12 protein-coding genes are annotated in these 12,748 nt (G+C 52.5%); 2 read left to right on the plus strand and 10 right to left on the minus strand.

Going from position 1 to position 12,748, the window contains the following annotated elements:
* The first annotated feature begins 217 nt into the window (after nt 1-217).
* On the plus strand, nt 218-2,398 hold the full coding sequence (locus GHC22_RS14055; protein ID WP_048235621.1) for a TonB-dependent siderophore receptor: 2,181 nt from the start codon (nt 218-220) through the stop codon (nt 2,396-2,398).
* 57 nt (nt 2,399-2,455) lie between these two features.
* Here the strand turns inward: GHC22_RS14055 and GHC22_RS14060 are convergent, their stop codons facing one another.
* From GHC22_RS14060 to hinT, 8 genes are all read right to left on the minus strand, one after another.
* Nucleotides 2,456-2,995, minus strand: coding sequence for a glycine zipper 2TM domain-containing protein (locus GHC22_RS14060; RefSeq protein ID WP_003030814.1), 540 nt, complete (start codon nt 2,993-2,995; stop codon nt 2,456-2,458).
* Nucleotides 2,996-3,163: 168 nt separating this feature from the next.
* A complete protein-coding gene (gene ndh / locus GHC22_RS14065) occupies nt 3,164-4,468 on the minus strand; it encodes an NADH-quinone dehydrogenase (protein ID WP_153753300.1) in 1,305 nt (434 codons plus the stop codon).
* A 236-nt stretch (nt 4,469-4,704) separates the two neighbouring features.
* Complete coding sequence (gene ycfP, locus GHC22_RS14070; protein WP_003030817.1) at nt 4,705-5,247, minus strand: alpha/beta hydrolase YcfP; 543 nt, start codon at nt 5,245-5,247, stop codon at nt 4,705-4,707.
* A 21-nt stretch (nt 5,248-5,268) separates the two neighbouring features.
* On the minus strand, nt 5,269-6,294 hold the full coding sequence (gene nagZ / locus GHC22_RS14075) for a beta-N-acetylhexosaminidase (protein WP_153753302.1): 1,026 nt from the start codon (nt 6,292-6,294) through the stop codon (nt 5,269-5,271).
* 10 nt (nt 6,295-6,304) lie between these two features.
* Nucleotides 6,305-7,129: a thiamine kinase gene (thiK, locus tag GHC22_RS14080; RefSeq protein ID WP_048235622.1), complete on the minus strand. Its 825-nt coding sequence runs from the start codon at nt 7,127-7,129 to the stop codon at nt 6,305-6,307.
* Entirely contained in the window at nt 7,110-7,751 is a 642-nt protein-coding gene (gene lpoB, locus GHC22_RS14085) for a penicillin-binding protein activator LpoB (RefSeq protein ID WP_008784426.1), read from the minus strand. Before lpoB ends, thiK begins: the two co-directional genes overlap by 20 nt.
* A gap of 13 nt (nt 7,752-7,764) precedes the next feature.
* Nucleotides 7,765-8,139 carry a YcfL family protein gene (locus tag GHC22_RS14090; protein WP_153753304.1) on the minus strand — a complete coding sequence of 125 codons (375 nt, stop codon included), beginning with the start codon at nt 8,137-8,139 and terminating at the stop codon, nt 7,765-7,767.
* Between the two features lie 2 nt (nt 8,140-8,141).
* On the minus strand, nt 8,142-8,501 hold the full coding sequence (gene hinT, locus GHC22_RS14095; protein WP_071444757.1) for a purine nucleoside phosphoramidase: 360 nt from the start codon (nt 8,499-8,501) through the stop codon (nt 8,142-8,144).
* Nucleotides 8,502-8,849: 348 nt separating this feature from the next.
* Here hinT and fhuE point away from each other — a divergent pair, with 348 nt between their 5' ends.
* On the plus strand, nt 8,850-11,036 hold the full coding sequence (fhuE, locus tag GHC22_RS14100; RefSeq protein ID WP_032943015.1) for a ferric-rhodotorulic acid/ferric-coprogen receptor FhuE: 2,187 nt from the start codon (nt 8,850-8,852) through the stop codon (nt 11,034-11,036).
* Between the two features lie 22 nt (nt 11,037-11,058).
* Here fhuE and paaY read toward each other — a convergent pair whose 3' ends face one another.
* Entirely contained in the window at nt 11,059-11,655 is a 597-nt protein-coding gene (paaY, locus tag GHC22_RS14105) for a phenylacetic acid degradation protein PaaY (protein ID WP_153753306.1), read from the minus strand.
* 11 nt (nt 11,656-11,666) lie between these two features.
* The gene (paaX, locus tag GHC22_RS14110; RefSeq protein WP_020996484.1) at nt 11,667-12,593 is read right to left on the minus strand and encodes a phenylacetic acid degradation operon negative regulatory protein PaaX; all 927 of its coding nucleotides are present in this window, start codon (nt 12,591-12,593) and stop codon (nt 11,667-11,669) included.
* Between the last annotated feature and the right edge of the window lie 155 nt (nt 12,594-12,748).

Genomic DNA, 12,748 nt, shown 5'->3' on the forward strand with positions numbered 1-12,748 from the left:
GGAGCTGATAAAGCCCCCGGTTAGATTCCCGTTCTATTGTCCCTACATTTCTCATTGTTTTCATCGTGTTACCCGATCATTTTTTGTAAAAAGTATTGATAACGACAATTATTATCAGCAATATTCGCATTTGTTTTAATGACTGTTTCACAATGTAACCATCGGTTTCTCTACCGCTATAACAAAAACAGACCGACTTTTTTTAAAAGGAATACAAATGCATAAGCGTCTCTGGGTGCTCAATCCTCTCCTGTTATCTTTAACTCTACCCGCTGTTGCGGCTGAGGAAGAGAACCTCATCGTCAGCGCCAACCGTAGCCAGCGCACAGTGGCAGAAATGGCGCAAACAACCTGGGTTATTGAAGGAAGCGAGATTGAACAACAGGTTCAGGGAGGAAAAGAGTTCAAGGATGTTCTTGCTCAGCTAATCCCAGGAATCGATGTTAGTAGCCAGGGACGCACAAACTACGGCATGAACATGCGCGGTCGCGCCATTGTCGTGCTAATTGACGGCGTCCGTCTGAACTCCTCGCGAACCGACAGCCGTCAGCTTGACTCCATTGACCCATTTAACATTGCGCATATTGAAGTCATTTCAGGCGCAACCTCTCTTTATGGCGGTGGCAGTACCGGCGGATTAATCAACATTGTCACCAAAAAAGGTCAGCCGGAGCGTGAAGTTGAACTCGAACTGGGGAGCAAAAGCGGCTTCAACAATAGCAACGATCATGATGAACGCGTTGCCGCGGCGGTGAGTGGCGGAACCGATCGCGCTTCCGGGCGTATGTCCGTCGCGTATCAACGATTTGGCGGCTGGTATGACGGTAATCACGATGCCCTGCTGCTCGATAACACCCAAACCGGGCTACAGCACTCCGATCGTCTGGACGTCATGGGCACCGGGACAATTGAACTTGACGACAACCGTCAGTTGCAACTGGTTACGCAGTACTATAAAAGTCAGGGGGATGACGATTACGGGCTGGATCTCGGCGAGAACATGTCCGCCGTGACCGGAAACGGCAAAGCATATACCAGCAGCGGACTGAATTCCGATCGTATTCCCGGCACCGAACGTCATCTTATTAGCCTGCAATATTCAGATGCGGATTTTTTTGGCCAAAACCTGGTCAGCCAAATCTATTACCGTGACGAATCGCTGAAATTCTACCCCTTCCCTACGCTCAGCAAAGGCAAAGTCACCAGTTTCTCCGCATCACAGCAGGACACAGACCAGTTTGGTGCCAAAATTACCCTCAACAGCCAGTTGATGGATAACTGGGAGCTGACGTGGGGTGTCGATGCCGATCACGAAACCTTCGACTCCAATCAGAAATTCTTCGATCTGGCCTGGTCCCTGCCCTCCGGCGGCATGGACAACCGTACCGCTTATACCACCGGGCGTTACCCCGGTTACAGCATCACCAACTTCGCGCCTTTCCTGCAAAACAGCTATGACATTAACGACATTTTTACCCTCAGCGGCGGCGTGCGCTATCAGTGGACCGAAAACAGGGTTGATGATTTCGTTGGCTATGCTCAACAGCAGGGAATCGCGACCGGGCTTGCGAACTCTGCCGATACTATTCCGGGCGGCAAAACCGATTACGATAATTTCCTGTTCAACGCCGGTATCCTTGCCCACCTGACCGACCGTCAGCAAACGTGGTTTAACTTTTCTCAGGGCGTGGAGCTTCCGGACCCAGGGAAATATTACGGTAACGGTACCTATTCGCTGGTTGGCGATCATTACCAGCTCCAGCGCAGCGTCAACGTGGCGGATTCACGTCTGGAAGGGATTAAAGTTAACTCGTACGAACTGGGGTGGCGCTACACCGGCGATAGTCTGCGCACGCAACTGGCCGCTTACTACTCGACTTCAGATAAATCGATCGTTATCAACCGTAGCGATATGACCATTAACGTTCAGCCCGACGATCGCCGCATTTATGGCGTTGAAGGTGCGGTGGATTATTTCATTGCGGACACGGACTGGAGCCTGGGTGGCAACTTCAACGTCATTAAATCGGAAGTGAAACAGAACGGTAAATGGCAAAAATGGGATGTCACGCTGGCCTCACCGTCCAAAGCAACCGCGTGGGTCGGCTGGGCACCAGAACCGTGGACCTTGCGCGTACAGAGCCAGCAAACATTTGATCTGACCGACGCCAGCGGTAACAAGCTGGATGGCTATAACACGATGGACTTTATCGGCAGCTATCAGCTCCCGTTGGGTAAGCTGACCTTCAGCGTGGAAAACCTGCTGAATGAAGAGTACACCACACTGTGGGGACAACGTGCGCCACTGCTGTATAGCCCAACCTACGGCAGCCCGTCACTGTATGAATACAAGGGCCGGGGTCGTACTTTTGGTCTGAACTACGCCTTAACCTTCTGATAAAAAAAGCCCCCCAGCCTGAGCGAATGGGGGGCTAATGTTCAGGATAATGCTATTTTACGCTTTGTTATTCAGTACCAACTGTCCGTTGTTATCCAACGGAATTTGCGCGCCGGGGTCCTTATCCATACGGATTTTCCCCTGCTGATCGCCAATTTTGTACGTCACGTCGTAGCCCAGCATCTTTTCAGATTTGTCATACACCGTTTTACAACGCTGCTGCGTGGTGGTGTAAGTATCGTTTTCCTGCATCGAACCCTGAATCTGGTTACCTGCATAGCCGCCGCCTAAAGCACCGGCCACAGTAGCAATATCTTTACCACGTCCACCGCCAAACTGATGCCCAATAACACCACCCGCAACCGCGCCCAGTACGGAACCCGCGATACGGTTTTCATCTTGTACCGGCTTGCGGTGGGTGACCGTTACGTTCCGGCACTCCTGACGCGGTGTTTTTACCGACTCTTTAATCGGTGTTGCAGAGACAACTTGCGCATACTGTGGGCCACGCTCGAAAACGTTCAGACTGGCCACCGCTGCAACACCCAGCGCAGCAGCTACACCAATCCCTATACCCGCCAACATTGATTTATTCACGGGACTACCTCCTTTTTTGCTATTAGCAACAACTTTGCAACAGAAGGTAAGGAATGCCAATCAGATTACGGATGAAAATAGCGGGAGGTGGAGCGAAAGCGGAATGATTCAGACAACTCTGAAGGAAGGCGTCGGATGCGTAAAATCATCCGACGCCACAGGTCGATATTAATGCAGTTTCAGACGCGGGCGAATCACCCGGTTGATACTGCCGACCAGCATCATCAGGCCGGTTTTGAAGTAGCCGTGCAAAGCAATCTGGTGCATGCGGTACAGTGAGATGTACACAAAGCGCGCAATACGTCCTTCCACCATCATCGAACCACGGGTCAGGTTGCCCATCAGGCTACCCACGGTAGAGAAGTTAGAGAGCGAGACCAGAGAGCCGTGATCTTTGTACTGATACGCTTTCAGCGGCTTACCGTTCATCTGTGCCAGAATATTGTTCATCGCGCAGGTCGCCATCTGGTGTGCTGCCTGAGCGCGCGGAGGCACAAAACCGCCTTCCGGGCGAGCGCAGGAAGCGCAGTCGCCAATCGCGTACACGTCAGGATCGCGCGTGCTCTGCAGAGTTGGCTCAACCACCAGTTGGTTAATACGGTTCGTTTCCAGACCGCCAATGTCTTTCATAAAGTCTGGCGCTTTGATACCCGCCGCCCACACCATCAGATCGGCTTTAATGTATTCGCCATCTTTGGTGTGCAGTCCCCCTTCGTCAGCGCTGGTTACCATCGTCTGGGTCAGTACGCGTACGCCCAGTTTGGTTAACTCATTATGCGCAGCACCGGAAATACGCGGCGGCAACGCAGGCAGAATACGCTCACCGGCTTCGACCAGCGTAACGTTCAGCGCGTCATTGGTCAGCCCTTTGTAACCATAGCTGTGCAGTTGTTTTACCGCATTGTGCAGCTCAGCGGAGAGTTCAACACCCGTCGCACCGCCGCCCACAATGGCGATATTCACTTTTCCGTTAGCGCCCAGATTCGCGGAATACTTCAGGAACAGATTCAGCATCTCCTGGTGGAAACGACGCGCCTGATGCGGGTTATCGAGGAAAATGCAGTTTTCTTTCACGCCAGGGGTGTTGAAATCGTTAGACGTACTGCCCAACGCCATCACCAGCGTGTCATACGGCACTTTACGCTCAGGAAACAGTAGCTCACCCTTCTCATCGCGCAGCTCAGCGAGAGTAATGGTCTTCGCTTCACGATCGATATCCACCACCGAGCCTAACTGGAACTGGAAGCCATGGTTACGGGCATGTGCCAGATAACTCAGCGCATCCACACCTTCGTCCAGTGAACCCGTCGCCACTTCATGCAGTAACGGTTTCCACAAGTGACTGTGGTTTCTGTCTACCAGTGTGATTTTGGCCTTTTTCTTACGCCCGAGTTTTTTACCCAGCTGCGTCGCCATTTCCAGTCCGCCAGCACCGCCGCCGACAATCACGATCCTTTTCAATGGTGTAGTCAACGTGACCCCCTCAAATTTATTAACCAATTGTTAATTAAAAGTTATGAACATAGCCTTTAATTAACAACAAGTTACGGCAATGAAAATGTTCTTCGAGAGTGAGAATAACACGAACGGTGCATTGGTCATACCAAAATTGATGTGTATCAAGTTTTGATGCTGAAAAGATAGACAACCGGAACTTTAAGAACAAAAAAACCAGCCCGGCGGCTGGTTTTTTACACACTCAATAAGAATTAACCTAACGTCTTGAACGCTTTGATGCGCTGCAAATGCGGAGAGATATTCTTAAACTTATGCGTCTGCTCTTCGTCCCAGACTATCTCGTAAAAATGATGCAGCTCTTCCGACGAACGCTGACTGTTAAGCGCTTCATCATGACGTGACAGGATCACCAGGCAGCGATCGCGATTCTTCTCACGGAAATTGGTCACGCATTTTGTTGCGATGTCTGCATACTCCTCAGGTCTGTCGATTTTGCCTTCCATGTTCTCATACGGGAACAGGTTGGGATTAAACACTACCTGACGAATATCACACAGGAAACCAATCCGTTCAGCCCAATATCCCCCGAGCCCCACACCACAAATCAGCGGACGGTCATCCACATTCAGCTGCAGCATTTTGTCTACTTCTTTCAGCAGATGCTGCATATCATGTTTAGGATGCCGCGTACTGTAGCTAATCAGCCTGACATCCGGGTCGATGAATTGCAGCTGCAACACCTTCTCATGGTTGCCCGGGCTGTTAGAGTCAAAACCGTGTAAATAGATAATCATCGCATCCTCGCCAAACTTGCGTTAATGACCTGCTTTCTCTTCCTGCCAGCGCTCATGAAGTTGGTTAAGCTGAGTACTTACCGTCTTCCAGCGTGCCGAGTCCATCAGTTCCTGACGTGAAAATGAACCTTTATGATACAAACGTGTAACACGTTCTGCATTGATCGGCGACAGATTATCTAACACACTGACCGCTCCCTTACGATTATTGCAGACCAGGATCATATCGCAACCTGCATCCAGCGACGCCTGTCCACGCTCCGCATAGCTTCCCATAATCGCCGCCCCTTCCATCGACAAATCGTCGGAGAAAATGACACCATCGAAGCCAAGCTCCTGGCGTAGCACCGTTTTCAACCAGTGAGGTGAGCCACTCGCCGGACGCGGATCGACATCACTGTAGATGACATGCGCAGGCATAATGGCATTCAGTTTGTTTTCCGTAATCAACGTCTGGAACACGGACATATCTTTCGCACGAATCTCGGCTTCTGGGCGTGGATCGGTTGGCGTTTCTTTGTGTGAATCCGCCGTCACCGCCCCATGTCCTGGGAAATGTTTACCGGTCGTTTTCATGCCAGCAGCATGCATCCCGTCAATGAAGCGGGTCGCCATCGCCAGCGCTTTTAGCGGATCGGCATGGTAAGAACGCTCGCCGATTGCCGCGCTGATATGGCCCACATCCAGCACGGGTGCAAAGCTGATATCAATGTCCATCGCGATCATTTCGCTGGCCATCAACCACCCTGCGTCCTGAGCCAGTTTGCCGCCCTCTTCCAAACCGTGCAACGCAGCAAAGGATTGAGCCGCAGGCAGGCGGGTAAAGCCCTCACGAAAACGCTGTACGCGTCCGCCTTCCTGATCTACCGCCACCACCAGATGGTTACGTGACGCAGCCCGGATCTGACGCACTAATTCACGCAGCTGTTCCGGGTCATGATAATTTCGGGTAAAGAGGATCAACCCACCTACCAGCGGATGTGCCAGAATCTCACGCTCTTCAGCGTCCAGCTCATACCCTTCGACATCCAACATTACTGGGCCCACACTGCTCTCCTTATCCTTTCATTGTTAGCTGCCGCCAGGTTTCATCGGCCAGCCTGATAAATTGTCGATCGCCGGTTTGCCGCCAGCGATACTCAAACCACCCCGCCTTCAGCATCATTATCCAGGGTTGCCATTGTCTGACCTGTCGCCACAAAACGTCTGGCTCAATGTGCGCTCGTTGGGCGTAGGTGCTAACCAACTGTTGGTGCTGGGATTCATCGCTAACCCATACTGCCGCCAGCTCCAGGGCAATATCACCGTCTCCGGCGTATTCCCAGTCAATCAGCCGCAGCCCTGATGCCGTACGTACGATGTTGTCACCGTGAACATCCATATGCAGCGGCCCCAGGCGCAAAGGTCGAGGCTCACCTCGTTTCCTTAGCCGCTTCAGCGCGCGCAGCCAGCATGGTGTACGACGCGCCGGATCGCCACACTGCCAGTACTGTTCAAGTAGCGGAAGCAGGTTGATTCGCCAGCCCAATCGGGGTTGCTGGTGCAGATGATACAGTAAGCCTGCGAGTTCGTCGGCGTCCGGTAATCTGGATTCTACCTTACCGTGAAAAAACTCGACTGCCATCCACCCACGGGTATAAAAATGAGGACGTGGCGCAAGGCTTTCTGGCAGGTGTTTTAACGCATGATATTGGCGTAAGAAATGAGATTCCGGCGCGTCAGGGTCGTGATGGCAGCGCAGTACCAGTCGGTGGGAACGGTGTTCAATGATGCAGCTCCCGCCGCTCAGGCCGGTTTGGCTGGTTGCGACGGGATGATACTGCGGGAAATAGCGCGACAACACTTCGCCGCGCGTGAGTCTGTTATTGTTGCTGAACGGCACCTTTACCTGACCAGATTATCTCGCCAGTTTGTACCAGCATTAATTGCATTTGCAGCGCAGGCGAATTGACGTTGCCGGATGCGCTGGAATAAAGCACATACTGCGCGCCAACGTTACGGGCGATACCAATCGCTTTACTGCGCGTTCCCAGACTGTCATTCGGCGACAGACCTAACTGCTGTTTGGCGACAGCCAGCTGTTGGGCAGAAATCAGCGTAAACTTACCGTTATTCGCCAGCGCGTTACGTAAGGTTTCGGTGGCTTCACCCGCGTTCAACGAGCCGTTGGTGCGGTTATTCACGCTATCAACCAGCAGAACGCCGCCCGCTTTGACGCCGTCTGCCTGCAGCATTTTGCCGACCATCGGCTGCATAGCCCCGTTCCAGTCATAGTGACGTTGACGTGGCGTAGGCTGCGCCGTTTGGTCTTCATGCTCAATTGGGCCCGGCTGCTGCGGTATGCTTGGCACCGTTGGCACAACCGGCACCGGCTGTTGCGGCTGCGCAGGCTGTTCCGGTACCGGCTTCACTTCCTCTACCGGCGCGGGCTCACGTTGCGCCACACAGCCAGAGAGAAACATCGCCAGCGCGGCAATCAGTGCGTAGCGATTCATTTTGTTCATCAAGATTCACCCCTTACAAATAAAGATAAAGTCTAACCTTGTGCGCCCCCAGAAAATTGGCGCTGCCGTACAGCGTCACCGACGAATGAGCCGGAATAGTCACACTGCGTGGCGCTTCCAGAGGGTGCATTTCCAGCCCTCTGGCGTCATACCAGTAAAACCGATAATGAACGGTAACGGGTTCTTGTCTTTCGTTATAGAGTCGCGAGGATGCCGAAGCCTGAATATCAGACGTTGTTAACGTGGGCTGCTCTGCTGTAATACCCGCCGCCAGAATTGTTGATTCTATCACCAGCGACTGTTCATCACTTACCGGGATTTCAGGATGTGTTCGACAACCCGCCAGCAACAGCAAGCCCAGTGAAAGCGCAATGCATCCTCTGGTCATGCTTACAGACCTTTATGCGCAAGCATTGGGCCAAGCGCACGTCCACCCAGCAGGTGCATATGAATGTGATACACCTCCTGCCCCCCGTGGCGGTTGGTGTTCATGATTAAGCGGTACCCATCTGCAGCAATGCCTTCCTGCTCAGCAATTTTCGCCGCAACGGTGACCATGCGGCCCAATGCCTGTTCATGTTCCGCCGTCACATCATTGACAGTGGGGATCAGAATGTTAGGAATGATCAGGATATGCGTTGGTGCCTGAGGGGAAATATCACGAAACGCAGTGACCAGTTCATCCTGGTATACGATATCCGACGGAATCTCACGACGAATAATTTTGCTGAATATAGTTTCTTCTGCCACGACGTTTTCCTTTTTCATTAACAGCCCAAGCGTTTTGCCATGCTACGCCGGGTAACTCTGCGAGTATAGAGTATGAGCGAGTTACTCACGCTCTTTCAACTTTAACCCTCGATTATTTAAGCAAAATCCTTTGCCGCTGCTGTTCTTATAACCATTTCCCATCGCTATCGCTTAAGCATAGTACTGAAACAATATTTCATTTATCGCGTAGCATCTGTTTACACATTTAATATTAATGCGTATATTTCGCATTTGTATTTACATGCGCACTTAATAATTTACAACCAAAGGGTTCATCACACTACCGGTGATTCGAACTTAATATTAATAATTATCAAGGACTTTTCGATGTCTTTCACAACACTCAACGGGAATGTTCAACGCCAACCGGGGCTTGCCCCTTCTTTGCTGGCAGCATGCGTCACGCTAGCCCTTTTACCTTCCACCAGCCTCGCAGCCCCTGCAGAAGAGACAGTGATCGTGGAGGGTTCTGCTCCATCCGCATCCAGTGAGGAGCAGGATTACAGTGTTAAATCGACGACCGCTGGCACAAAAATGCAAATGACACAGCGCGATATTCCGCAATCGGTCAGCATTGTCAGCCAGCAACGCATGGAAGATCAGCAATTGCAAACGCTGGGCGATGTGATGGACAACACGTTGGGGATAAGCAAAAGCCAGGCGGATTCAGATCGCAGCAGCTATTACTCGCGCGGATTTCAGATTGATAACTATATGGTCGATGGGATCCCGACCTATTTTGAATCCCGCTGGAATCTCGGTGACGCCCTTTCTGACACCGCCCTTTTTGAGCGTGTCGAAGTGGTCCGTGGCGCAAACGGGCTAATGACCGGGACGGGTAACCCTTCAGCCTCCATTAACATGATCCGTAAGCATGCCACTAGCCGCGAGTTCACCGGTAATGTTTCAGCGGAATATGGCAGTTGGAACAAACAACGCTATGTGACCGATCTGCAAAGCCCGCTTACAGCAGACGGCAACGTGCGCGGCCGCATCGTGGCGGGTTACCAGAATAACGACTCCTGGCTTGATCGCTACAATAGCGAAAAAATGTTCTTCTCCGGGATTGTCGATGCCGATTTGGGTGACACCACCAGCCTGTCTGCGGGCTATGAATATCAGCGCATTGATATCAACAGCCCAACCTGGGGTGGATTGCCGCGCTGGAATACCGATGGCAGTAAAAACAGCTACGACCGCTCGCGTAGCACTGCGCCGGACTGGGCTTACAACGATAAAGACTTCAACAAAGTGTTTGTCACCATCAAACAACGTTTTGCCGATACCTGGCAGGCGACCATGAACGCCACCCACTCCGAGGTCAAGTTCGACAGTAAAATGATGTACGTCGATGCCTATGTTAATAAGGCCGACGGCACGCTGATTGGCCCATATGGTAACTATGGTCCAGGATATGACTACGTCGGAGGAACCGGCTGGAACAGCGGCAAACGTAAAGTGGATGCTGTCGATCTATTCGCCGACGGCGGTTATGATCTGTTTGGTCGCCAGCATAATCTGATGTTGGGCGGCAGCTACAGTAAACAGAATAACCGTTATGAAAGCTCGTGGGCGAACGTTTTCCCCAACGAAATCGGCAGCTTCTATACCTACGATGGTAACTTCCCGGAAACCAACTGGAACCCGCAGTCATTGGCTCAGGACGATACCACGCACATGAAATCGCTGTACGCCGCAACGCGTATTTCGCTGGCCGACCCACTGCATTTGATTGTTGGCGCACGTTACACCAACTGGCGTATCGACACCCTGACCTACAGCATGGAGCAAAACCACACCACGCCGTATGCGGGTCTGGTCTATGACATTGACGATAACTGGTCTACCTACGCCAGCTATACCTCAATCTTCCAGCCGCAGAACAAGCGCGACAGTTCCGGTAAATATCTCTCTCCGATCACCGGCAACAACTATGAGCTTGGCCTGAAGTCCGACTGGATGAACAGCCGTTTAACCACCACGCTCGCGGTGTTCCGCATTGAACAGGATAACGTAGCGCAATCAACCGGCGTGCCAATCGCCGGTAGCAATGGCGACACGGCCTTTAAAGCGATGGATGGTACGGTCAGCAAAGGGGTCGAATTCGAGATTAACGGTGCGATCACTGATAACTGGCAGATGACGTTTGGTGCGACACGCTATGTTGCAGAAGACAACGAAGGCAATGCAGTAAACCCAAACCTGCCGCGGACCACGGTAAAACTGTTTACCCGTTATCGCCTGCCAGCCATGCCGGAACTGACCGTCGGCGGTGGAGTTAACTGGCAGAACCGTGTTTACAGCGATACGGTCACGCCTTATGGCACATTCCGCGCGGAACAAGGAAGCTACGCCCTGGTAGATTTGTTCACCCGCTACCAGGTAACAAAAAACTTCTCAGTGCAGGGTAACCTTAATAACCTGTTCGATAAAACCTACGACACGAATATCGACGGTTCTATCGTTTATGGTGAGCCGCGTAACGTCAGCGTTACCGCCAGCTATCAGTTCTGACACCGGGTATTGCGTAGAATCGCTAACTCGCTGACTTAGGTTGCAAATTCTCATCAAACTCCAGCCGCTTTCTGTCGGGTTCTACCGCAGTCAGCGGCTTCACTTCTGCAAGCGTCTGCTGACAGCGCCCCACCAGCACCTGATACTCGCGAGTGCCCTGTTTTTTACACACCAGCTCCTGCTCAGTTAACATGCGAATCGCTTTCGCCGGGCTGCCGACAATCAGATGGTTGGCAGGCATCTCAGCGCGCGCTTTCACAAACGCCGAAGCACCAACGATACTGTTTTCACCGATGGTCGCGCCATCGATAATCACCGCGCTCATGCCGACCAGCGCGTTACGCCCAATCACACAGCCATGCAGAATCGCGCCGTGGCCGATATGTCCGTCCTCTTCCACCACCGTATCCTGGCCGGGAAATCCGTGCATCACGCAGTTATCCTGGATATTCGCCCCATCTTTAACCACTATACGCCCAAAATCTCCGCGCAGGCTGGCGTTGGGACCAACATAAACACCTTTGCCGAGAATGACATCGCCAATCAGCACTGCGGTTGGGTGAACATAGCTTTCTGCAGGAACTACCGGGATCATCCCGTCAATCTGGTAAATCGGCATGGCTTCTCCTGTTACACCTCGGCTAATCCGCCGAAGCGTTGATAATAGAGCGGACCCGGCGCGGGCAGTTCCCCCACCGAGCTCTCGCCTTTTTCGCTGACGAAAACCTGGGCGCCGGGCGCAACACGTTGATAAATATTAATGCACAGCTGACGCGCCGTCTGACCCAGCCAGTGAGCAGGCAACAATTCTTCCGGCAGCAGCGGATCTTTGAGCACAACCCGACGATAGAAGTGAATGAGCAACAGGCGGATCTGGAAGCAGCGCTCTGGCGTAAGTTCGTCCGGCCCGGCGTCACGCAGTAGCGGTAACAACGGACGGAACAGCGTGATAAACGCCTCGTACATGGCATTTTGTTCGGTTAAGTGCCAGCACCCTTCTACCCGCTCACGCAGCGCAGCGCGGGAGAGTGCCAACGGCGAATGCGCCTCAAAAACGATGACGTTTTCCGCTACCCCAGCTTCATGGAGCAGCGACTGTACGTCCGCCAGCTTTTGCGATGGCGACGCCAGCAGACTCGGCGCCAGTACGCCAAAACCTTGCCATAACAGCTGCTTTTTAACTTCGGCCAGGGTATTTTTCTCCAGCCCCTCCGACAGCAGCAGCAGCCAGGTACCGTCCCACTCAGGGGCGCTGGCACGGTAGATTTTGCTCTCGGCGCGGCGCGTCAAGCGTAGCCCTTTATCACTCAGGCGGTAGAAACTGCGGCGGCCGATACGTACTACGTCCAGCCATTCTTCTTTATTAAGGCGAAACAGCGCGGTACGTACAAAACGTTCACCGAAGCCAAGCCCTTCCAGCAGCGCGGCAACGCTACCGAGCCAGACTTCTCCACCGCGTTGCGATAAACAGTCCCCGTAAAGCGAGGCGATAAGAGAGGTGCCGCTGACCGGCATTGCGGTTACCGCCTGCTGAATAAAACTATCGAGTTTTTCCATATGATTCATACTGTTGTCTTTTTTGTCCTTTTTGAATCATAGCACAGGATAATTTCCGCGATATGGCAGGAATTTGTAGGCCGGATAAGGCAACGCCGCCATCCGGTAACTTGTGCGCTCTCGCCTGATGGCGCTGCGCTTATCAGGCCTACGAG

The sequence above is a fragment of the Citrobacter sp. H12-3-2 genome, from assembly GCF_009649895.1.
Taxonomy (GTDB): Bacteria; Pseudomonadota; Gammaproteobacteria; order Enterobacterales; family Enterobacteriaceae; genus Citrobacter; species Citrobacter portucalensis.

Excerpts from the sequence above, each read along its gene's own strand:
- paaX (WP_020996484.1), bottom strand. The coding sequence starts at position 12,593 with ATGGAAAAACTCGATAGTTTTATTCAGCAGGCGGTAACCGCAATGCCG.
- paaY (WP_153753306.1), bottom strand. The coding sequence starts at position 11,655 with ATGCCGATTTACCAGATTGACGGGATGATCCCGGTAGTTCCTGCAGAA.
- ycfP (WP_003030817.1), bottom strand. The coding sequence starts at position 5,247 with ATGATTATCTATTTACACGGTTTTGACTCTAACAGCCCGGGCAACCAT.
- fhuE (WP_032943015.1), top strand. The coding sequence starts at position 8,850 with ATGTCTTTCACAACACTCAACGGGAATGTTCAACGCCAACCGGGGCTT.
- GHC22_RS14090 (WP_153753304.1), bottom strand. The coding sequence starts at position 8,139 with ATGACCAGAGGATGCATTGCGCTTTCACTGGGCTTGCTGTTGCTGGCG.
- GHC22_RS14055 (WP_048235621.1), top strand. The coding sequence starts at position 218 with ATGCATAAGCGTCTCTGGGTGCTCAATCCTCTCCTGTTATCTTTAACT.
- lpoB (WP_008784426.1), bottom strand. The coding sequence starts at position 7,751 with ATGAACAAAATGAATCGCTACGCACTGATTGCCGCGCTGGCGATGTTT.